Source organism: Chitinophaga japonensis (assembly GCF_007830125.1).
Lineage (GTDB): Bacteria > Bacteroidota > Bacteroidia > Chitinophagales > Chitinophagaceae > Chitinophaga > Chitinophaga japonensis.
Genome location: NZ_VLLG01000003.1, coordinates 1609622 through 1631639 on the forward strand (window position 1 = coordinate 1609622; position 22018 = coordinate 1631639).

Here is a 22018-nt window from a genome sequence, read left to right on the forward strand (position 1 = left end):
AATAATATCAGGTCATTTATAATAACGTTGTAGGGCAAACGTAGTCGCTGATGGAGAACAGCCCGCTGTCTTTGATAGCCTTGAACCCGCCGCTGACGTCCACCAGGTGGCGGTAGCCCCTGGCCCGCAGGATGGAGTTAAAGATCATGGAGCGGTAGCCGCCGGCGCAGTGCACGTAGTAAGTGGTATCCTTGTCCAGTTGCGGCATGCTGTCATTAATATAGTCCAGGGGTACGTTCTCCGCGTCTATCACATGCTCGCTGCCGTACTCGCTCTGCTTGCGCACATCCAGCAGGTGCACTGTTTGCTTCGCCGTTAGGCGGGCCAGCTCAAAGGCGCTTACCACGGGGATGTGGTCCGTTTCCCGGCCTTCTTTTTTCCAGGCTGCAAAACCACCTGCCAGGTAACCCAGGGTGTGGTCGTAGCCTACCCGGGCCAGCCGGGTGATCACTTCTTCTTCCCGTCCTTCATCGGCAATAATGAGGATGGGCTGGCGGATGTCCGGTACCAGCGCACCGATCCAGGGTGCAAAGTTCCCGTCAATACCAATGTTGATGGCATTGGGAATAAATCCTGCCGCAAAGGTCTGCGGGTCGCGGGTATCCAGTATCAGCGCATTGGTCTCGTTGGCGGCTGCTTCAAAAGCAGCGGGACTGAGAGCCTGCCGGCCTCTTGCCAGCACCTTGTCAATGCTCTCATAACCTTCCCTGTTCAACATTACGTTTAACGGGAAATAAGCCGGGGGCGGCATCAGGCCGGTAGTTACCTCCTGTATGAATTCCGCCCTGCTCATATCGGCGCGGAGCGCGTAGTTGCTGGCCTTCTGGTGCCCCAGCGTATCGGAGGTGGCGGTGCTCATGTTCTTTCCGCAGGCGCTGCCGGCGCCATGAGCGGGGTATACGATGATGTCATCCGCCAGCGGCATGATCTTGCTGCGCAGTGAGTCGTACAGCAGGCCGGCCAGTTCTTCCTGCGTCATATGCGCAGCCTTTTGCGCCAGGTCCGGGCGGCCTACGTCCTCGATAAAGAGGGTATCGCCGGAGAACAGCGCGGTGGCCTTGCCGTTTTCATCCAGCAGCAGGTAGCAGGCGCTTTCCAGCGTATGCCCGGGTGTATGCAGCACCTGGATGCCGGCCTTGCCGATCCGGAACACTTCACCGTCCCTGGCAATATGTGCCGCAAAGGAAGGTTGCGCACCCGGACCGTATACGATCTCCGCGCCTGTTTTTTGCGCCAGGTCCAGGTGACCGGAAACAAAATCGGCATGGAAGTGCGTTTCAAAAACATATTTTATCTGCGCATTGTTCCTTTCAGCCCGCGTAACGTAGGGCTGCACCTCGCGGAGCGGATCAATGACCGCGGCTTCGCCTTCGCTCTCAATATAGTAGGCGCCCTGTGCCAGGCAACCGGTATATATCTGTTCTATTTTCATGGTGATGTGTTTTTGTAGTTTGTATGCTACAAAGTTAGCGCCGGCAAGCGGCTCAGAACGTGACTAAAGTCATGCGCCAAAGCATTTCCCGGACCGATAGGGAAACTGTAAAACCGATCAGGGATTTGACCGTGATGATCCGGAAGCCGCCGGTCCGGCTTCAGGCGTGATATGGGTTACGTCAGCAGCTTGTCCAGGTCAACGATCTCGATGTATTGCTTATGCAGCCGGACCAGTCCTTTATCGGACAGCTTTTTCATCAGCCGGGAGATCACTTCCCGGGAGGAGTTCAGCTCCTGGGCTATCTGGGTGAAGGAAATAGGGATCTTGTTGGTCTGCAGGGTTTGCTGGTGTTGTTTCAGGTAAAAAACAATGCGTTCGTCCATGTTGCGGAACGCGATCTGGTCGATGGTGAGCAGCATTTCTTCCAGCCGGTTCCGGTAAGACTCCAGCACAAAGTAATACCAGCTTTTATACCGGGTCATCCAGGCATCCATGTGTTCCAGCGGAATGCTGATAACGGTGGTGTCCGCCACGGTTTTGGCCATGATCTCACTGGCTTCATGCTTTACAGCGCATATCATGGACAGGGCGCATGCCTGGCCGGGTTGCAGGTGGTACATGAAGAATTCGTTGCCCTCCTCGTCTTCCCGGTACACTTTCACCAGCCCTTCTACGATGAGCATGGTAGAGCGGAAATACTGTCCCGTTTTCATCAGGATCTCTCCTGCGGGAAACTGCCGCAACTGCCCTGCGCTGGCCAGCTCTTCCACCAGGGCCGGCTCAAAGGAAGGAAAATGTTGTTGGATCAATGCTTTCATCTGCGTAAAGTATGCAAGGTAGTATAAAGGAGCGACGGCGTGCGTGATAAAAGTTACGGTTTTTAAATATTCTCCCCCCGCTAGGCCCCCTCCATCTCCCGCTTTTTCTTCTGGTAATACTTCTTCGACTTTTCAATGCTGCCGCAGGAAACGGGGTTGCACCAGCGCCGTTTGTTGTTTTTGGTCTGGTCCAGGAAGATCCAGCCGCAGGCCGGGCATTCCTTGATCCGCACGGAGTCTTCCTGCGCCAGTATATCATAGGCCGATTTCATGACGATCCATAAAGGCGCCAGCAGGTCGGTGGGCGCATGGCTCCAGCCCTGTTCCAGGGTGGTCCCTTTTGCCGCAAACCGGATGTGCGATAGTCCTTTAGTGATTGCCGCGTTGAATTGCTGCAGCAGCGTTTCGGAAAGCTGCTGCGGCCGGCCGGCTGCCACGGCGGCAAAACAATGATACAATACAGCCCGCACCTGTTTTATTTTTTCCAGCGCCTTGGCGGCTTCTCCCGGATGGCTGGCCGCATGCTGCTGCAATAGTTTTCTTTGTTTGGTGGAAAGGATGCCGACTTTGGCGCACCATTGTACCAGGCTGCCATAGTCGCCCAGGTATTCGTGCAGGTTAACGCCCCGCCAGGCATGAACGGTATTGATGAAATCAAAACAGAGGGCGCCGCCATCCAGCGGCAGGGTAGTGATATTTCTCTCTTTGCTCATAATTTACCGCTGTAAAGTTATGGAAATTTTCACCGGTAAAATCATTTTTGCTGGTAATAAAAAGTTTTGTAGGTTTACACCAGCAAAAGTTCTTTTGCCGGTAATATAACTTTCGTATATATGACATCCAATAATCCTCCACGGTGGCTGGTAGTGCTGGCTTTCCTGGCCATTTACATTGTATGGGGCACTACTTACCTGGCGATCGCCGTAGGGCTGCAGGGCTTCCCGCCGTTTGTGCTGACTGCCATGAGATGCGTAGTGGCCGGCTTGCTGCTGCTGGCCTGGTGCCTGGCCCGTGGGGAAAAGCTGCCGGGGCGCGGTACTATCGGCAACAGTGCGGTAAGCGGCATACTGATGCTGGTGGGCGGCACCGGCCTGGTTTCCTGGGCGGAGCAATATGTCAATTCGGGATACGCCGCCATTATCATGGCCACAGAGCCTTTCTTTTTTGTGCTGCTGGATAAGAAGCAATGGAGCAGCTATTTCTCCAATAAGTGGGTGTTGCTGGGGCTGCTCATTGGGTTTGCCGGTATCGTGCTGTTCTTTCATTACACCGGGGAGCAGCGCCCGGAGGTATCCATGGATACTACCATGGTGCTGACCGGCAACGGGGTGCTGCTGCTGGGGGCCATCCTGTGGGTGGTAGGCTCTTTATATGCCCGTAACAAGCTGGATCACAGCCATTCTAATACCCTGACAACCGGCCTGCAGCTATTGGCTGCGGGCCTTTTCAGCGCATTAACTGCCGCAGCCACCGGTGAGTGGGGACGCTTTTCCTTTGCACAGGTGCCGGCAGCCGCCTGGGGCGGTTTCCTGTACCTGGTGGTGATGGGATCGCTGGTAGCTTATATGGCATTCACCTGGCTGATCACCATCCGCCCGCCGGCCCTGGTCAGCACGCATACCTATGTAAACCCGGTGGTGGCAGTATTGATGGGATGGGCCTTTGCCGGTGAGCACATTTCTTTGCTGCAGGTACTGGCCCTGCTGGTCATACTGCTGGGCGTACTGTTTACCAATGTGCCCAACTATAAGTTGATGAAAGCCGTATAAAAAATAAAAGGCAGTGTCTATGCACTGCCTTTCCGGAGGAAAATACCTTTTACACTTTGGCTACAGGTACCGTCTATAGGTTACTTACTGTTGCTGAGTGGTGTCTTTCTTTGGTTTGTCGGCATCCTTCACCCCTTTGTTTTTGTGTTTAGCTTTCTTGGTGCCGGTAGTGTCTACCTGGCGGGTAACTGTAGTGTCGCGGATAACGGCTGTGTCGCGCATTACAGTAGTGTCTTTTGAAAAGGCGGTGTCCCTTACAAAGGAAGCGGTGTCCCTTACAAAAGCGGTGTCACGCATGGCTGCGGTGTCCATCCTGAAGGAAAATGCGGTGTCTTTTGCAAAGGCAGTATCCTTTTTGAAATTAAAGGCAGTATCCATTGCAAAGGAAGCGGTGTCCTTGAAGAATGCAGTGTCAGGAGCAGCAGCGGTGTCCAGTGCAAAAGCAGCCGTATCTTTTGCAAAGGCGGTGTCAACGGCAAATGCAGCCGTGTCTGCAGCGAAAGCGGCAGTATCAACTGCAAAGGCGGTGTCTACTGCAAAAGCCGCAGTATCTTTCAGAAAAGCGGTGTCTCCTTTCAGAAAGGCAGTGTCAGTAGCAACGGATGCAGTGTCGCCATAGTTGTTTGTTGCACCGTTCGCATTTACCTGTGTGAGCAGCAGTGCACCTACGCCTGCTAAAAGTCCGAATCTCAACATTTGTTTTCTCATAGTCTTTCAATTTTATGGTTAACTGATAAGTTTTAAAGTGTGAACCATATTTTTTTAATTCAGTTACCAGAAGTGCAAAAACCCTGCGGAAATTGAAAAAGAATTGTTAAAACGCTGCGATCCCCGCAAATACAGGGCATTTCAGGGGACGCCTGTTCCGGGCGCCATTTTTTTAACAAACCTATTTTGTAGACGCAGCACCCAACAGAAAGTGTGATCTGTTGACTAAGTCCACACGTTTTTATCAGTGTATGGCAGCACGTTGGATCAGCCGGGGCCCCTATATTTGCGGCATGGACCGGCACATTCAGCTTACGGCAGACGGGTCGCATACCATTGCCGTCCCGGGTATGGGAGTAACCTATCACAGTACGCGCGGCGCGCTGCAGGAAAGCCTGCACGTGTTCATAGCGGCGGGGCTGCGGCCTTTGCTGGGGCGCCATCCCGTGCTGCGCATCTTTGAAGCGGGACTGGGTACCGGGCTGAACGCCCTGCTTACCCTGCAGGAGGCCGGGCCGCAAGCGGTGTATTATGAGGCGGTGGAGCCATATCCCTTGTCCGCAGCAGAGGCGCAGGCCCTGAACTATAATGAAATGTTAAATAACAGCCCGTCCGCCGGCAGCCTGCAGGCGCTGCATGCCGCGCCCTGGGAGCAGCCGGTAGCGCTGTCTCCCGGCTTTACGCTCTGTAAAAGACAGTCCTCCCTGCAGCAGTACCTGGCTCAGTCACTGCCGCCGCCCTTCCACCTGGTTTATTTTGATGCCTTTGACCCGGTAGCGCAGCCGGAGCTTTGGTCACAGGAGGTATTTGAGCAATTATTCGCGCGCCTGGATACCGGTGGCGTGCTGGTTACTTATTGCAGTAAAGGAGCCGTGCGGAGGGCCATGCAGGCAGCCGGTTTTAAAGTAGAAAAACTGCCCGGCCCACCTGGTAAGCGGGAAATAATCCGGGCCGGGAAAGAGGTTTAATTACTGTAATCAGTATATTTATCCCATATCCCTTTACCAAAAAATTACCTATGCGATACACCCTTTTTCTCCCGTTTCTTTTGCTGCTGCAAAATGTGCAGGCGCAAACGTCTTCAAAAAACAGCGGAGCCATTGACCAGGTGGTTGTGTTCCTGCAGGGCGCGCAGGTGACCCGCAGCATGCCGTATACTTTAACGCCGGGCAACAACCGGGTCGTTTTTTCCGGCATATCGCCTGATATTGATGAGAAGAGCATACAGGTAAAGGTGCCTGCCGATGCCACCTTAATGTCCATCGCGCACCAGCCTGATTTTATCCGGGAACAATCGCAGCGGGAGGAGATCGTCCGGTTGGAAAAGCAGCGGGAAGCACTGCAGGCGCAACTGGACCGTGAAAAGAACCACCTGCAGGTATACACCCAGGAAGAAGCCCTGCTGACGAAGAACCAGGATATCGGGGGCGACAATAACGGCGTGACAGCCGCCGCGCTGAAAGAGGTGCTGGACCTGCATCGCCAGCGCCTGGCAGAAGTGCTGGAAAAGCAGCTCCTCATTAAACAGCAGGTACACACGCTGGAAATCGAACTGAAAAAAAATGCCAGCCAGTTGCTGGTGCTGCGCCAGCAAAAGGAAACACCTACCAGCGATATTATCCTGGACGTACTGTCCAAAAGCAGCGTTAGCGGCAAATTCACCGTCAGCTACCTGGTAAAGCATGCCGGCTGGCTGCCTGCCTATGATATCCGCGTAAAAGATATTACACACCCGCTGGACATTACATTTAAAGCGAAAGTATTCCAGCAGTGCGGTGAAGTATGGAAGCAGGTAAAGCTGCAACTGAGCACCGGCAACCCGGCCGATAATAATGTAAAACCCGTGCTGCATCCCTGGTACCTGCGCACCTACCGCAGCTACGAGGAGATGAACCGGGTACGGCAGTTGCAGCGCTCACTGGGCAATAACGAGATAAAGGGCCGGGTGCTGGACCATGATGGCAACCCGCTTCCCTACGCCACGGTGCAGGTAAAAGGCAAAACATTAGGTACTACTACCGATGATAAGGGCTATTTCAGCCTGCAGTCACCAGGAGGGGAACAGACGCTGCAATTTTCATCCGTCGGCTACCAGCGGCTGGAGCTGCCGGCGCGTAGCGGGTTTATGCAGGTGACCATGCAGGCGGACACAAGGGCGCTGGAAGAAGTGGTGGTAACAGGCTATGCATTGCAAGGCAAGGTAACGGGCGTATCTGTACAACAGGAAAAACGCGTGGTACGCAAGGAGTCCTCCAGTGTTATATCCGGCGTAACCGAAGCATATGTTGCCACTACCTTCTACTATGATATTCCCATCCCATATACCATTGAGCCGGACGGCAAGCCGTACACGGTAGGGGTGAAGGAGCTGGAAGTGCCTGCCAGCTATGAATATTATGCCGTGCCTAAACTGGATAAGGCAGCGTTCCTCGTAGCGGGTATTACGGGCTGGGAATCGCTGAACCTGCTGGAAGGAGAAGCCAGTATTTATTACGAAGATACCTACCTGGGCAAATCCCTGCTGGACCTGCAATCTTCCAGCGATACCCTGCTGGTGTCACTGGGGCGCGATAAAGGGGTAGTGGTATCCCGTACGCTGGAAAAAGATTACAGCCGCAAGCGCTTTATCGGCCGCAACATTACCATGTCACGCTCCTGGCAGCTAGGCATTAGGAATAACAAACCGGTGCCGGTGCAGGTGATCCTGCAGGACCAGTTGCCTATTCCCGGCAATACGGACATAACCTTATCAGGCGTTAGCTACAGCGATGCTGTGCTGGATGAGCCTTCCAACCTGCTTACCTGGAAGATGACCCTGGCGCCGGGAACAGAGCAGCAGCAGCAGTTGAAGTACAGCGTCTCTTTTCCCAAAACAGCTATCGTGAATATTGACTGATGCAGGATCAGTGCTCCACGCTCTGGAAGTAACTGTTCACATAGTCGCTGGGCGACTGGCCGGTAACGCTTTTGAATACCCGGTTAAAATTGGTGATGCTGTTGAAGCCGCAGGTGTACGCCACGGTGGCTATATTATCATAGGTGCCATCTGTCAGTTTTTTACAGGCCTCGTTAATGCGCACTTCGTTCAGGAAGGATACAAAAGTATGCAGCGTGTGTTTCTTGAAGAACCGGCAAAAGGCCTGGGGCGTCATGTGCGCCTGCCGGGCCGCGTCTTCCAGGGTGATGGGCTTGTCGTATTGCTGCATAATGTAATTGTAGATATTGCCGATGCGGATGCCTTCGTGCTCGCTGAACCTGGGCGTCTGATTGCCCGCGCTCAGCGGGATCAGGCCCTGGTAGCTGCTGAGCAGCTTTAGCAGGTGCACAAAATGCAGGAGTTGGTCTGCCCCGCTGCTTTGCGCAATGCGCATCATTTTGCCGGACACTTCCGTTACATATTGCGGCGGCAGCTTGAATCCGCACTGGTGCTGCTGTACAAAGTTCTTCAGCAGCTTCAGCTCCGGCAGGTTGAAGAATGCGGATAGCTGCCCGTCCGGGTTGAAGAAGAACATCCAGGCCACGATCTTCTTCTTGCTTTTGAGTGAAAAGTAAGACGGATCGCTTTTGAAAATATGCGGTTGGTTGGCCCCCAGCCAGTAGATCTCGTTGGAGCGGAAAGCGTGCATGTTATTATCTGCTACCAGGGTGCCGTCACCCTTCTGTATCCAGGTAAGCTGTATCTCCTGGTGCCGGTGCAGATGCTGGTAAAAGTAAGGAAGCACATCTTTCTGAACGATGATGGATTTATCCAATGGCACAGGAATCGTGAACTGTAGTACCTTCATAGTATGAAATAAGAAGTAAGATGTAAGAAATATGATGTAGGATACATCCTACTGCACCAATATTACAAATTTTACCCCATCCTTTGCAAAAACAGGTTAATATAAGGTAATAATTGATTACAATCAGGCATGTGCCCCTGTGCCGTTTAAGATATTTTTGAAAAAAATTTGTGTTATATGTCAATCGAATGGAAAGGGATATTTCCTGCAATCACCACCAAGTTCACCCCCAATGAAGAATTGGACCTTCCGCTGTTTGATAAGAATTTACAGGCGCAGTTGGATGCCGGTATAGACGGCATTATCCTGGGTGGTTCCCTGGGAGAGGCCAGCACGCTGACCAATGCTGAAAAAGAAGCACTGGTAAAACATACCGTGGAACAGGTGGCAGGCAAAATACCCGTAGTGCTGAATATTGCCGAGGGCGCCACACAGGAAGCCATCAAACAGGCGGCGCTGGCAAAAGCCTGGGGCGCCAAAGGATTGATGGTGCTGCCGCCCATGCGGTATAAAAGCGACGAGCGCGAAACAGCCGCCTATTTCAAAGCCGTGGCCGCTTCCACGGACCTGCCGGTGATGATCTACAATAACCCGGTAGACTACAAGGTAGAGGTGACCCTGGATATTTTCGAGGAGCTGGCTGCCTATGACAATGTGCAGGCGGTAAAGGAATCTACCCGCGACGTGTCCAATGTGACCCGGATGATCAACCGCTTTGGCGATCGCTTCAAAATACTGTGCGGCGTGGATACCCTGGCCCTGGAGGAAATGGTGCTGGGCGCCACCGGTTGGGTAGGGGGGCTGGTATGCGCTTTCCCGGCGGAAACAGTAGCTATTTACCGGCTGGTAAAAGCAGGCCGCATGAAAGAGGCCCTGGCCATTTACCGCTGGTTCCTGCCCCTGCTGGAGCTGGACCTGCATCCCAAGCTGGTGCAATATATCAAGCTGGCGGAAACACGCGCCGGGCTGGGCAGCGAATATGTAAGAGCGCCCCGGCTTACCCTGGAAGGAGCGGAGCGCGAGCGCATCCTGTCTGTTATTGACACGGCGCTGGCCAACCGGCCAGAGCTGCCGGACTACCTGGCTGCGGGTAAGCTGGAGAAAGCGGGAATGTAAAATGCTAAATACTAAATGTAAAATGTAAAAGTTATATCCCACCAACTTTTACATTTTACATTTAACATTTTATATTTTACATTCTTAAAAAATTAACCCATGATAAACGTTGATACCGTAATGCAGCAGTCGGCTGCCGCATTTGAACAGTATAAGAAAGTGCCGGCCGCCGGGCGCGCGGTTTTCCTGGAAACCATCGCTGATGAGCTGGAAACCCTGCGGGAATCCCTGGTAGTTATTGCCGGCCGGGAAACGAACCTGCCGCCTGCCCGCCTGAACGGGGAGCTGACCAGGACCACCAACCAACTGAAGCTGTTTGCCCGCCTGATCCGGGAAGGTAGCTGGGTGGAGGCCGTGATAGACAGCGCCAATCCCGCCAGTACGCCGCCCCGGCCGGATATCCGGAAAATGCTGATGCCGGTAGGCCCGGTAGTGGTGTTTGGCGCCAGCAATTTTCCTTTTGCTTTTTCCACCGCAGGCGGCGATACCGCCAGCGTGCTGGCTGCCGGTGCTACGGCAGTAATAAAGGGGCATCCCGCACATGCGGAAACATCCTTGCAGGTGTTTGGCGCGATAGAAGCCGCCATCCGAAAAACCAATATGCCGGCGCACACCGTACAGCACGTGGCGCAGCCCGGCAATACCATAGGAAAAGAGCTGGTCATGCATCCCCTAACCACGGGGGTGGGCTTTACCGGTTCATTCCAGGGCGGCAGGGCATTGCTCGGCTATGCCAATCAAAGAGAGAACCCGATCCCTGTTTTCGCTGAAATGAGCAGCGTAAACCCGGTGGTATTCCTGCCGGATACATTAGAGAAGAATGCGGCATCGCTGGCGCAGACCTTCGGCGGCTCAGTAACGCTGGGCATGGGCCAGTTCTGCACCAATCCCGGCCTGCTGCTGGGCATCCGCAGCGCGGCGCTGGACCATTTCGCACAGTTGCTGGGCGAAGCCATTGCACAGTGCGCGCCGCAGAAAATGCTGCATGCCGGCATTCACGAAGCGTATGAGAAAGGCCGCAGCCAGTTGCTGTCGCAGCAGGGCGTGGCCGTGGTAAACCAGGGGGCTGCCGCGCCTGCGGAGCTGGAAGCGCACCCGGTGCTGGCCCGCGTGGATGCAAAGGACTTCCTGGCTAATCACCTGCTGCAGGAGGAAGTGTTCGGCCCGTCTTCCCTGCTGATCGTTTGCGGGGACAAGGAGGAGCTGAAAACAGTGCTCAAAAGCCTGAAAGGCCAGTTGACCACTACCGTGGCGGGCACGGAAGCGGACATTGCAGCTTATATGGATGTGGTGGAGCTGCAAACCACCCTGGCCGGCCGCGTGATCCTGAATGCGCCGCCCACCGGCGTGGAAGTATGTGCTGCCATGGTGCATGGCGGTCCTTACCCGGCCACTACGGATGCGCGTTTTACCTCCGTAGGCACCAGCGCTATTAAACGCTGGGTGCGGCCGGTATGTTTCCAGGGCTTTGCAGACAATATGCTGCCGGACGCATTGAAACAGGATAATCCCCTGGGGATCTGGCGACTGGTAGATAACGAATATAGGAAGTAAGATGTAGGAAGTTTGAGATAAGAAGTAAGAGGTGGGTACCATACTTCCTGCTTCTTACTTCTCAACACTATTAAAAAGAACACATGTCAACACCTCAGACTTTCAAGCGCTCCTTCGGCCTGCTGGACGCCACCATGATCGTGGCCGGCTCCATGATCGGTTCCGGCATTTTTATCGTAAGCGCGGACATTGTGCGCAATGTAAGCTCCGCAGGCTGGCTGGTGCTGGTGTGGGTGTTGGCGGGTGTATTGACCCTTATTGCAGCGCTCAGCTATGGAGAGCTGAGCGCCATGTTCCCCAGGGCAGGAGGGCAGTACGTGTACCTGAAAGAAGCCTTTAACCCTTTGCTGGGTTTCCTGTATGGCTGGAGTTTTTTCACTGTAATACAAACGGGCACCATTGCGGCGGTGGGCGTGGCTTTTGCCAAGTTCACCGCCTACATATTTCCCGCATTGGGAGAGCAGAACATTATTGCGGACCTGGGATTTATGAAGGTAACGGCTGCGCAGCTCACTGCCATATGCGTGGTGGTGCTGCTCACCTATATCAATACGCTGGGCGTAAAAGAAGGTAAGTTGATACAGACCACCTTTACGCTCACCAAGATCGCTGCGCTGTTTGGCCTGATCATCTTCGGGCTGCTGCTGGCCGCCCGTAAGGACGTGTGGCAGGCCAACTGGCAGTCTGCCTTTACCTTGCAGCGGCTGGAGCCCGGCGGGCTGCTGCCTTATGCAGGGCTGGCGGCGCTGGGAGCCGTAGCCGGCAGTATGGTGGGCACCCTGTTCAGCAGCGACTCCTGGCATAATGTGACCTTCATTGCCGGCGAGATCAAACGGCCGGAAAGGAATATTGGCCTCAGCCTTTTCCTGGGCACTTTGCTGGTAACGGTCATTTATGTATCCACCAACCTGATGTTCCTGGGCGTAATGCCCCTGCAGGAAATTGCATTCGCGGAAAGCGACCGGGTAGGGGTGGCGGCCTCCGTGCATATCTTCGGCAGCATGGGCACCTATATTATCGCCGCCCTCATCATGGTATCCACTTTCGGCTGTAACAACGGCCTGATCCTGGCCGGCGCAAGGGTATACTATACCATGGCAAACGATGGCCTGTTCTTCAAACAACTGGCGGTGCTCAACAAGAACGCCGTGCCCGCCAAAGCCCTGTGGCTGCAATGTATCTGGGCCAGCCTGCTTTGCCTGAGTGGCAAATACGGGCAGTTGCTGGACTATGTGATCTTCGTGGTGCTTATCTTCTACATACTCACTATCACGGGTATATTCCGCCTGCGCAAAACGCGCCCCCAAATGCCGAGGCCTTATAAAGCCTTCGGCTATCCCGTATTGCCTTTGTGCTATATTATCGCCGCCACCACCATCTGCCTGGCATTGCTGGCCTACAAACCCATGTTCACCTGGCCCGGCCTGGGCCTTGTACTGCTGGGCATCCCCGTGTATTACCTGGTGTGGGGCCGGCAGCGCACTGCAGTTGCGCAGCAGCAAGCCCCTGCTGTTCCCGAGCCTGCAGAAGACGATATGAAGTAGCGGTTAAAATCCGGTAGCAAGCAGGTAAAATTGATGTGCCCCTATCTTTCCGTGTCTCTTAATTTTAAGTGTACTGTTAACAGTTAATTACTAATTGCCCCCGCTCATTCCCTCATTGAAAACCTTTAAACGCACATCTTATGAAAACAATGCTACTTACCCTGGCATCGCTCGTATTGTCGGGCTACCTCCTTGCACAAAAAAACGTGTTCATTCCCGCAGAGTTCAGTACCAGTCCCCTGAATACCTGGTCCTGGAGCAAGTCCTACCAGTCCGCCAATTTTGTGGTGTTCTGGGGCAACGTAGTGGGAACAGACCCTGCCAATTACGCTGATCCCAATCTCCGCTTCAATCCCCAGGCCATTTGCGACACCCTGGAGAAGATCTATACGAAATTCGTGACGGAACTGCACTTCTGCTCCGATGCGCCCGGCACCAACCTGGGCCAGTACAAGATCATCATCGTCATGAACGACACCTGGGGCAGCGGCGGCCCTTCCGGCTGGGCCTTTGGAGGCACCTATGGCAATACCATCGGCGCCATGTGGGTGCATCCCAATTCCACCCGCGACGGGGCCGTGCTGAGCCACGAGCTTACACATTCCCTGCAGGGCATGATCAGCATACAGGAAAATAATGTGGGCGGCGGCTACGTAGGCTGGGAGCCGGCCGGCTTTTTCTGGGAAGCCCATGCCAACTACATGCGCACCCAGATGTACCCCCGCTTTGCCGGTGACGACCTGCCCCGCTGGTGGGGCACGCAGATGTTCCACCTCAGCTCTACCCGTCACCACTACGGCACCTTCAAATGGCTGTACCGCATTGAGGACACGGACGGCTTTACTATGGTGAACCGTTTGTGGAAGGAATCGTTGGCCAATGAGCACCCGGTGATTACGTACCGCCGGCTCAAAGGCTGGAACCAAAGCCAGCTCAATAATTTCATGTATGACTACGCCAAACGGGAAGTGACCTATGACTATGCGGCCAACGGCTTTGGTGCCATCATGCGGGCGGAGCATAACCGCATCCGGGTGCAGGAACCGCATTACCTTTGGCGCCGGTTTACGGTGCTGAAACAGGTCAACGCCGCTACCGGACGCTATATAGTGCCCGATGCCTTTGCCCCGCAGGACTACGGGTATAACATCATTCCCCTGTATCCTACCTGCAGCAGCGGGCAGGTAGTGGTAAAGTTCAAGGGTCATACGGAAGTGAACGGCAGCGCGGGCTGGCGCTACGGCTTTGTAGCCGTCAGGGCCGATGGTACGGTGTCCCGCTACAGCGCTACTTATTCCGCGAACGACAGCCAGGTGAGCTTCCAGTTGAATGCAGATGAAGCCGCGTTGTATTTTGTAGTGACCGGCGCGCCCACCACGCACACTTCCTATGTATGGGAGCCCGGCTGGCCGAAGATCAAACGTTACCCTTATGAGCTGCGTATTGGCAATGCCGTACCGGAAGGCTACCAGCCCGGCTTCCGGTCCATGTACAAAACCAACGGGCATACGCATGCCAACGGCGGCGGCTGGGTGGCCAACAGTGCTACGGTGGCGGCTACCGCTTATGTGGGGCCTTCCGCTATTGTGCTGGGCAGCTCCAATGTTTCCGGCAATGCCCGTATTGAAGGACATGCCTGGGTGGAGAACGCTACCGTGCAGCAGAACGTGGTGATCGGCGGTAATGCATCCGTATGGGGCGGCACTTACTCCGGCAGCGCACAGGTAACGGAGAACGCGGTACTGAGCAATTGCAACGTGTCCGGTTCCGCTGTGATCAAAGGCGATGCGCTGGAATGGGGCGTTACTTTCGGCAGTACCGTTACAGTAGGCGGCGACGCGGAGATCAGCAGTTGCAGCACCCCGGGCGTGTACCTGCAGGTGCCGCACCCGAACAACGGCCGCTCCAACTGCGACGGCAAAGGCGCCGGCGATGCTTCCAATACGGATGTGAACGCCGCCTATACGCCATTCACCGATGCGCAGATGGCCTTCTCCGGCACGGTGAGCTGCCCGGCAGCATTCCCGTTGGTAAAGCTGGAAGCCGCCGGCAATCCTGCAAACAGCGGCATGCTGCTGTACCCGAACCCTGTTCGCTCCGTGTTCTACGTGTCCTTACCGGGTTTTTCCAGGGAGGAAGCAGTAGTGCTTACCATTTATGACAACCAGGGCCGCCAGGTGTACAGCCGGCACCTGCAGCAGGAGCGTACCATCAGCCTGGACGCGGCCGCCCTGCAACTGGAAGCAGGCCCCTGCTATATCAGGGCCGTGGGCAGGCAGCAGGTGTATACCAGGAAAATGATCGTCACGAAATAGGCGCTGGAGAATGTAAAAGGGGAAAAGGGAAAAGGGAGAAAGGAGAAAGCTGCGAAAGGAGAAACAGACCCGCACCCCTTCTCCCTTCTCCCTTTTCCCTTCTCCCTTTTCCCCTTTTACATTTGAAATTTTCCCTTTTACATTCTTTAATCCCATTTCCACCCAAAATCCCGGGATTTATGTTAATTTTTGCAAACCTTTGATCAATACCTGTAACGGTACGTTCAATGCTTCTGGATATTTTTGTTAAAAGCCGGCAACGGCGTTCATGCTAATTCTAACAAGCGACAGTGGGAAAGAAGACTTTTTTTTGTATCGACGCACATACCTGTGGTAATCCCGTAAGACTGGTAGCCGGCGGGGGACCGGTGCTGCAAGGCAGCAATATGAGCGAAAAGCGCAATCACTTCCTGCGCGAATTTGACTGGATCAGGAAAGGACTGATGTTCGAGCCGCGCGGCCACGACATGATGAGCGGCAGTATCCTGTACCCGCCGCATGATCCTGCCAACGATGTAGCGGTGCTGTTCATCGAAACCAGCGGTTGCCTGCCCATGTGCGGGCATGGCACCATCGGCACCATTACCATAGCCGTGGAGGAAGGGCTGATCACGCCCAAAACGCCGGGCGTGGTAAGAATGGAAACACCGGCCGGCCTGGTCATTGTTACCTATGTACAGGAAGGCAACAAGGTAAAAAGCGTAAAGCTCACCAATGTGCCGGCTTACCTGGCCGCTACGGCCCTGGAAGTAGAATGCCCGGAGTTGGGCCTGCTGAAAGTGGACGTATCCTACGGCGGCAACTTTTACGCCATTGTGGATGTGCAGGAAAATTTCAGGGGGCTGGAGCACTATTCCGCTTCCCAACTGATTGAATGGGCCAGGGAAATGCGCCGGCGCATTAATGAAAAGCACACCTTCGTACACCCGGACAACCCGCATATCAATGGCTGCTCCCACATCCTGTGGACCGGCGCGGTGCTGGACAGCAGCTCCACTGCCCGCAATGCCGTTTTCTACGGTGACAAGGCCATCGACCGCTCTCCCTGCGGTACCGGCACCTCCGCCCGCATGGCGCAGTGGTACACGAAAGGCCAATTGAAAAAAGGAGACGAGTTCATTCACGAAAGCATTATCGGTTCCAGGTTCACCGGCCGTATAGAAGAGGAGACCTCCGTAGGCGGCAGGCCCGCCATCCGGCCCAGTATTGAAGGTTGGGCCAGGATATATGGATACAATACCATTACCATTGATCCGGAAGATGATCCGTATGCATATGGGTTGCAGGTAATTTAGATGAAAACCCAAATTCCAAATCCCAAATTCCAAAATGGGCAGGAGTAACGGTAGTAACGGTTGTCATCTCTTTGGAATTTGGATACTGAAATTTGGATTTTGGATCTTGGAATTTGGATTTTGGAATTTTTTATATGGAAAAGGTTATAATAATCGGCGGCGGGATCATTGGGCTGAGCAGCGCATTTTACCTGCAGGAAGCAGGATATGCGGTAACGGTCATAGACAGCACGGATATGCAGCAGGGCTGCTCTTACGGTAATGCAGGCTATGTATGTCCCAGCCATTTTGTGCCGCTGGCTACACCCGGCATTGTAAAGCAGGGACTGAAGTGGATGCTGAACGCCAAAAGCCCCTTTTATGTGCAGCCGCGGCTGAACGGGGACCTGATCTCCTGGGGGCTGAAGTTTATGAAAAGCGCTACCCGGGAGCATGTGGAACGGTCTGCCGTGCCGCTGCGGGATATTGCCCTGCTGAGCAAGCAGCTTTATGAAACCTGGTCACGGCAGCACGGGATGGATTTCTCCTACGAGCCCAAGGGCATGCTGGAGCTTTTTAAAACAGACGGGAGCCTGCATCATGCGGAGGAAACGCTTACAGAAGCCCGTCGCCTGGGCCTGGACGCCCGCCTTTTGAACAGGGAGGAGCTGCAGGCCATGGAGCCCGGGGCGGGAATAGATGCGCTGGGCGCGCTGTTCTTTGCCTGTGATGCGCAATTGTATCCCAATAAGCTGATGAGCAGCCTGCTGACCTGGTTACAGCAGCATGGCGTGCAGTTGGAAGTGAACCAGGAGGTGACCGGTTTTGTGACAGAAGGCGGCAGGATCAGGGGCGTAAAGGCTGGTGTGCGGCATTACCCGGCAGATCATGTGGTGCTGGCGGCAGGCGTATGGAGCAGCGGGGTGGCGAAGCAATTGGGATTGCGTATTCCCATGGTGGGCGGCAGGGGCTACAGCGTTACGTTTGAGAACGCGCCCTACAAGCTGCATCATTCCATCATATTAAGCGAAGCCAGGGTAGCCATCTCACCGATGGACGGCAACAAGATCCGCTTTGGCGGCACCATGGAGATCACCGCGCTGAACGCGCCGCCCCGCATGCAGCGGGTGCAGGGCATACTGGAATCCGTGAAACGTTACTTCCCCGCATATGATATCCCGGTGCCGGCAGCAGATAAGGTATGGTATGGTTACCGCCCCTGCAGCGCAGACGGCCTGCCGTATATAGGTAACACTCAACAATACACGAACCTGACACTCGCTACCGGGCATTCTATGCTGGGCATCAGCCTGGGCGCCGGTACAGGCAAGCTGGTAAGCGAGCTGGTGCAGGGCGTGCCACCCTCCATGGATGTAACGCCATTCAGCGTAGGAAGGGGGTAGTAGGAGGTAGGAAGTAAGATGTAGGAAGTAGGAGGTAGGAAGGTTGAAGTATGGAATATGATATGAAGTATAAAATAGCCAATAAACAACAAATACTCATGAAGAATATCTTGCGTCTTACATCTTACATCTTACGTCCTACCTCCTACTTCCTACATCTTACTTCCTACCTCCTACTTCTTACATCATCCACTGCCTTTGCGCAACAACAGTCACCGCTACTGTACCTGCAAACCAGTGAAGTGAACGACCTGATGGTGCATTACCAGGCGGATAAGGGCAGCATAAGCCGTTTCTATTTCGTGAACAACTCGCCGGAGCGCCGGCAGCAGGTGGAAAAGCTGGACAAACAATACCTGCAGCAACTGGAGGAACTGGATTTTAACACCCTGCCTGTTGGCTCCCGGGTGGACTATCTCCTTTTCCGGGAAAAACTGCAGCAGGAGCTGCATGGGTTGCAGGAGGAAGCCACACAGTACCAGCAGCTAAACGGCTGGTTCCCCTTTGCAGAAAAATTATACGCCATAGAAAAGCTGCGCCGCCGCGGCACGGAACAAAATGCGCAGCAGTTGGCCGCCAGCTTTCATGATATGGCTTCGCAAATAAATAAGAAAGCCAAAGCGTTGGAGCAGCAGCAGGAGATAAACATTGATCTCGTGCTGCGGGCGGAAGGGATCGTAAAAGGATTACAGAACGCCCTGCAAAGCGTGCACAAATTTTACAATGGCTATGACCCGCAGTATACCTGGTGGGCGGCCGCTCCCTACAAGGAGCTGGACAGCGCACTGAACCTTTATGCGCGGGTATGGAAAGAGCATGAGAAAACGGCGCCGGGCAGCAGTCGTGACAGCAGCGGCATTATCGGTTACCCGGTAGGCAGAACGGAGCTGATACGGCAGTTGCAGGAGGAAATGATCCCTTACACGCCGGAAGACCTGATCGCCATTGCCAACAAGGAATTTGCCTGGTGCGATGCGGAAATGCTTAAAGCCTCCCGGGAAATGGGTTTTGGCGACGACTGGAAAAAAGCGCTGGAGAAAGTAAAGAACACTTACGTGCCGCCCGGAAAACAGCCGGAGGCCATTATGGACCTGTATAATCAATCGATAGATTTCCTGCAAAAGCATGACCTGGTCACCATCCCGCCGCTGGCAGCGGAAACCTGGCGCATGATCATGATGACGCCGGAACGGCAGCGCGTGAATCCTTTCTTTACCGGCGGGGAAGTGCTCAGCATTTCCTATCCTACGGACGACATGAGCGAGGAGGACAAGCTGATGAGCATGCGGGGCAATAACCCGCACTTTTCCCGGGCTACCGTGCATCACGAGCTGATAGCCGGCCATCACCTGCAGATGTACATGTGCAGGCGCTACAAGACCTACCGCGATTTCAGAACACCGTTCTGGATAGAAGGATGGGCCCTGTACTGGGAAATGCTGCTGTGGGACCAGCAGTTTCCCCGCTCCCCGGAAGACCGGGTAGGCATGCTCTTCTGGCGCATGCACCGTTGCGCCCGTATCATTTTCTCGCTCAATTTTCACCTGGGAAAATGGACGCCGCAACAATGCATCGACTTCCTGGTGGACCGGGTAGGGCATGAAAGGGCCAATGCAGAAGGGGAGGTGCGCCGTTCCTTCGTGAGCGGGCTGGGATACAGCCCCCTGTATCAACTGGCTTATATGATTGGCGGGCTGCAGTTCTATGCCCTGAAAAAGGAGCTGGTGGACAGCGGGAAAATGACGCTCAAACAGTACCACGATGCCGTGCTGCAACAGAATATGATGCCCGTGGAAATGGTAAGGGCCATCCTGACGAACCAACGGCTCCCGGAAGATTTTAAGACCAACTGGAAGTTTTACTCCCTGAAATAATTTATTCGCTTACGAACCAATAACCCGTAGTTTATGAAGAAGATATTTCTTTGCTCCCTGCTCTTACAGGTTTGTTATTGCGCAGTACAGGCGCAGTCCTACGTGCCGGAACGGCAGCAGAAGAAAATGAAGGTGACCGCGCAGGTGCCGGTGCAGGCCTACAGCTTTAACCTGGAAGACGTGCAGTTGCTGGACGGCCCCTTCAAAAAAGCGATGGAAGCAGACGTGGCCTACCTCCTGCTGCTGGAGCCGGACCGGCTGCTGGCCGATTTCCGTGAGCATGCCGGGTTAAAGGCAAAAGCCAAACGCTACGGCGGCTGGGAATCGTCCGGGCTGGCCGGGCATACGCTGGGCCACTACCTGTCTGCCTGCGCCATGCACTATGCCGCCAGTGGCGACCAGCGTTTCCTGGATAAGGTGAACTACGTAGTGAGCGAGCTGGTGGAATGCCAGCAGCACCGCAAAACCGGCTACCTGGGCGCTATTCCCAACGAGGACAGCATGTGGGCGGAAGTGGCTGCCGGCCATATCCGTTCCCGTGGCTTTGACCTGAACGGCGCCTGGTCGCCCTGGTACACCGTGCACAAGATCATGGCCGGTCTGCTGGACGCCTACCTGTATTGTAATAACCAGCAGGCCCTGGCCGTGGAAAAAGGCATGGCCGACTGGACCGGCGATATTCTCAAAGACCTGCCGGACTCCCTGGTGCAGAAAATGCTGCTCTGCGAATACGGCGGCATGAACGAAACACTGGTCAATACTTATGCGCTTACCGGCGAAAAAAAGTACCTGGATCTTTCCTACAAGTTCCATGACCGCCGCATACTGGATTCCCTGGCGCTGCAGCATGATATACTGCCTGGCAAGCATTCCAACACCCAGATACCGAAAGTGATCGGCTGCATACGCCGTTTCCAGCTTACGGGCGCGGATAAGGACAGCATTACCGCCCGCTTTTTCTGGAACACGGTCACGCAGCATCATTCTTATGCGCCCGGCGGCAACAGCAACTACGAATATCTCAGCACGCCGGATCAACTCAATGACAAGCTCACGGATAACACGATGGAGACCTGTAATACCTACAACATGCTGAAGCTGACCCGGCACCTGTTTGCATTACAGCCCAGCGCCAACCTGATGGATTTTTATGAGCGGGCCTTGTACAATCACATACTCGCTTCCCAGAACCACGAGGATGGCATGATGTGCTATTTCGTGCCGCTCCGCATGGGCACCCGCAAGGAGTTCAGCGACTCTTTCCACACCTTTACCTGCTGCGTGGGCTCCGGCATGGAGAACCACGTGAAGTACGGGGAAAGCATCTATTTTGAAGGCGCGGACGGCAGCCTGTATGTCAACCTGTTCATTCCTTCCCGCCTCAAATGGCAGCAGAAGGGCGTAACGGTGCAGCAAACCACCCAACTGCCCGCCGGCAATACCGTGGAACTGCAGGTACAGGCGCAAAAAAACGCCGCTTTCCCCCTGCGCATCCGCAAACCGCGCTGGGTACAGGAGGGCATGCAGGTAACGGTGAACGGGAAGGCGCAAACGAATATCACGCCGGATGCCGATGGCTATATTACCCTGGACCGCACCTGGCGTAACGGCGACAAGGTGGGGCTGGTACTGCCCATGGACCTGTATACGGAAGCCATGCCGGACAATCCCAACCGCATCGCGTTGTTCTACGGGCCGGTGGTGCTGGCCGGGCAGTTGGGCGATAAGGAGCCGGACCCCATCAAGGGCATACCCGTGCTGGTAACGGCCGAACAGGACCCCAACAAATGGATAAAAAGGGAAAGCCCGCAGTCCCTGGTGTTCCACACCAGCCATGTAGGCGCGCCCAGTGATATTACCCTGGCGCCGTTCAATACCATCCAGCGGGAGTACTACAGCGTATACTGGGATGCCTTTACTCCCGCGGAGTGGAAGGTGCAGCAGGCCAAATATGAAGCCGGGAAGAAAGTCCGGCAGGAAATGGAAGCCCGCACCGTGGATGCCATGCGCATAGGCGAAATGCAGCCGGAGCGCGATCACGAGCTGACCACCAGCGAAAAGACCCTTACCGGCGAAGAGCATGGCCAGAAATGGAGATCGGTAGCAGATGGCGGTTACCTGTCATTCACCATGAAAGTAAGCCCGGACCAGGCCAACAGCCTGCTGTGCACCTACTGGGGCATGGATAACCGCTACCGTATTTTCGACATCCTGGTGGATGGGGAGAAAATAGCTACGGAAGACCTGAATAAATACAAGGCCAGCAAGTTCTACGAGATCGTGTACCCCATTCCTGCCGCGCTCACCGAAGGCAAGGAAAAGGTAACGGTGAAACTGCAGGCCAAAGGCGGGAATAATAACGTGGGCCCGGTGTATGGCACCGTGAGGATGATGAAAGAGTAAGGGTGTCCATATTTGAACAG

16 protein-coding genes are annotated in these 22018 nt (G+C 54.6%); 11 read left to right on the forward strand and 5 right to left on the reverse strand.

The genetic code is table 11. The features are described 5' to 3' along the window. Positions 1 to 16 precede the first annotated feature (16 nt). From LX66_RS15545 to LX66_RS15555, 3 genes are all read right to left on the reverse strand, one after another. A complete protein-coding gene (locus tag LX66_RS15545; protein WP_145715085.1) occupies positions 17 to 1432 on the reverse strand; it encodes an MBL fold metallo-hydrolase in 1416 nt (471 codons plus the stop codon). A 176-nt stretch (positions 1433 to 1608) separates the two neighbouring features. Beyond that, entirely contained in the window at positions 1609 to 2253 is a 645-nt protein-coding gene (locus LX66_RS15550; RefSeq protein ID WP_145715087.1) for a Crp/Fnr family transcriptional regulator, read from the reverse strand. Positions 2254 to 2333: 80 nt separating this feature from the next. After that, positions 2334 to 2966 carry a CGNR zinc finger domain-containing protein gene (locus tag LX66_RS15555; protein WP_145715089.1) on the reverse strand — a complete coding sequence of 211 codons (633 nt, stop codon included), beginning with the start codon at positions 2964 to 2966 and terminating at the stop codon, positions 2334 to 2336. Between the two features lie 120 nt (positions 2967 to 3086). Here LX66_RS15555 and LX66_RS15560 point away from each other — a divergent pair, with 120 nt between their 5' ends. Beyond that, complete coding sequence (locus LX66_RS15560) at positions 3087 to 4022, forward strand: EamA family transporter (protein WP_145715091.1); 936 nt, start codon at positions 3087 to 3089, stop codon at positions 4020 to 4022. Between the two features lie 84 nt (positions 4023 to 4106). On the opposite strand, the gene LX66_RS15565 is transcribed toward LX66_RS15560, so the two are convergent. Continuing rightward, a complete protein-coding gene (locus tag LX66_RS15565; protein WP_145715093.1) occupies positions 4107 to 4730 on the reverse strand; it encodes a hypothetical protein in 624 nt (207 codons plus the stop codon). 251 nt (positions 4731 to 4981) lie between these two features. Here LX66_RS15565 and mnmD point away from each other — a divergent pair, with 251 nt between their 5' ends. Both mnmD and LX66_RS15575 read left to right on the forward strand, forming a co-directional pair. Continuing rightward, positions 4982 to 5698 carry a tRNA (5-methylaminomethyl-2-thiouridine)(34)-methyltransferase MnmD gene (gene mnmD, locus LX66_RS15570; RefSeq protein ID WP_244620415.1) on the forward strand — a complete coding sequence of 239 codons (717 nt, stop codon included), beginning with the start codon at positions 4982 to 4984 and terminating at the stop codon, positions 5696 to 5698. 50 nt (positions 5699 to 5748) lie between these two features. Next, on the forward strand, positions 5749 to 7626 hold the full coding sequence (locus tag LX66_RS15575; protein WP_145715095.1) for a mucoidy inhibitor MuiA family protein: 1878 nt from the start codon (positions 5749 to 5751) through the stop codon (positions 7624 to 7626). Between the two features lie 7 nt (positions 7627 to 7633). Here the strand turns inward: LX66_RS15575 and LX66_RS15580 are convergent, their stop codons facing one another. Then, positions 7634 to 8515 (reverse strand): AraC family transcriptional regulator, encoded by an 882-nt coding sequence (locus LX66_RS15580; RefSeq protein WP_145715097.1) that lies wholly within the window; start codon positions 8513 to 8515, stop codon positions 7634 to 7636. A gap of 177 nt (positions 8516 to 8692) precedes the next feature. Here LX66_RS15580 and LX66_RS15585 point away from each other — a divergent pair, with 177 nt between their 5' ends. The 8 genes from LX66_RS15585 (at position 8693) to LX66_RS15620 (ending at position 21998) form a co-directional block, all read left to right on the forward strand. Further along, positions 8693 to 9631 (forward strand): dihydrodipicolinate synthase family protein, encoded by a 939-nt coding sequence (locus tag LX66_RS15585; protein ID WP_145715099.1) that lies wholly within the window; start codon positions 8693 to 8695, stop codon positions 9629 to 9631. Between the two features lie 99 nt (positions 9632 to 9730). Next, on the forward strand, positions 9731 to 11185 hold the full coding sequence (locus LX66_RS15590) for an aldehyde dehydrogenase (NADP(+)) (protein ID WP_244620416.1): 1455 nt from the start codon (positions 9731 to 9733) through the stop codon (positions 11183 to 11185). A gap of 83 nt (positions 11186 to 11268) precedes the next feature. Then, a complete protein-coding gene (locus LX66_RS15595; protein ID WP_145715101.1) occupies positions 11269 to 12729 on the forward strand; it encodes an APC family permease in 1461 nt (486 codons plus the stop codon). A gap of 140 nt (positions 12730 to 12869) precedes the next feature. Next, entirely contained in the window at positions 12870 to 15044 is a 2175-nt protein-coding gene (locus LX66_RS15600; protein ID WP_145715103.1) for a DUF6055 domain-containing protein, read from the forward strand. Positions 15045 to 15334: 290 nt separating this feature from the next. Beyond that, positions 15335 to 16339, forward strand: coding sequence for a 4-hydroxyproline epimerase (locus LX66_RS15605; protein ID WP_145715105.1), 1005 nt, complete (start codon positions 15335 to 15337; stop codon positions 16337 to 16339). A gap of 134 nt (positions 16340 to 16473) precedes the next feature. Continuing rightward, positions 16474 to 17721, forward strand: a complete 1248-nt coding sequence (locus LX66_RS15610) for an NAD(P)/FAD-dependent oxidoreductase (RefSeq protein WP_145715107.1) — start codon at positions 16474 to 16476, stop codon at positions 17719 to 17721. Between the two features lie 98 nt (positions 17722 to 17819). Continuing rightward, positions 17820 to 19595 (forward strand): DUF885 family protein, encoded by a 1776-nt coding sequence (locus LX66_RS15615; protein WP_170232381.1) that lies wholly within the window; start codon positions 17820 to 17822, stop codon positions 19593 to 19595. A gap of 33 nt (positions 19596 to 19628) precedes the next feature. After that, entirely contained in the window at positions 19629 to 21998 is a 2370-nt protein-coding gene (locus LX66_RS15620) for a glycoside hydrolase family 127 protein (RefSeq protein WP_145715109.1), read from the forward strand. The last annotated feature ends 20 nt before the right edge of the window (positions 21999 to 22018 follow it).

Bases quoted from the DNA above. Each gene is read 5' to 3' on its own strand.
- LX66_RS15585 (WP_145715099.1), top strand. From the start codon at position 8,693: ATGTCAATCGAATGGAAAGGGATATTTCCTGCAATCACCACCAAGTTC.
- LX66_RS15615 (WP_170232381.1), top strand. From the start codon at position 17,820: ATGAAGAATATCTTGCGTCTTACATCTTACATCTTACGTCCTACCTCC.
- LX66_RS15550 (WP_145715087.1), bottom strand. From the start codon at position 2,253: ATGAAAGCATTGATCCAACAACATTTTCCTTCCTTTGAGCCGGCCCTG.
- LX66_RS15595 (WP_145715101.1), top strand. From the start codon at position 11,269: ATGTCAACACCTCAGACTTTCAAGCGCTCCTTCGGCCTGCTGGACGCC.
- LX66_RS15620 (WP_145715109.1), top strand. From the start codon at position 19,629: ATGAAGAAGATATTTCTTTGCTCCCTGCTCTTACAGGTTTGTTATTGC.
- LX66_RS15610 (WP_145715107.1), top strand. From the start codon at position 16,474: ATGGAAAAGGTTATAATAATCGGCGGCGGGATCATTGGGCTGAGCAGC.
- mnmD (WP_244620415.1), top strand. From the start codon at position 4,982: ATGGCAGCACGTTGGATCAGCCGGGGCCCCTATATTTGCGGCATGGAC.
- LX66_RS15580 (WP_145715097.1), bottom strand. From the start codon at position 8,515: ATGAAGGTACTACAGTTCACGATTCCTGTGCCATTGGATAAATCCATC.
- LX66_RS15560 (WP_145715091.1), top strand. From the start codon at position 3,087: ATGACATCCAATAATCCTCCACGGTGGCTGGTAGTGCTGGCTTTCCTG.
- LX66_RS15545 (WP_145715085.1), bottom strand. From the start codon at position 1,432: ATGAAAATAGAACAGATATATACCGGTTGCCTGGCACAGGGCGCCTAC.
- LX66_RS15575 (WP_145715095.1), top strand. From the start codon at position 5,749: ATGCGATACACCCTTTTTCTCCCGTTTCTTTTGCTGCTGCAAAATGTG.
- LX66_RS15600 (WP_145715103.1), top strand. From the start codon at position 12,870: ATGAAAACAATGCTACTTACCCTGGCATCGCTCGTATTGTCGGGCTAC.
- LX66_RS15590 (WP_244620416.1), top strand. From the start codon at position 9,731: ATGATAAACGTTGATACCGTAATGCAGCAGTCGGCTGCCGCATTTGAA.
- LX66_RS15555 (WP_145715089.1), bottom strand. From the start codon at position 2,966: ATGAGCAAAGAGAGAAATATCACTACCCTGCCGCTGGATGGCGGCGCC.
- LX66_RS15565 (WP_145715093.1), bottom strand. From the start codon at position 4,730: ATGAGAAAACAAATGTTGAGATTCGGACTTTTAGCAGGCGTAGGTGCA.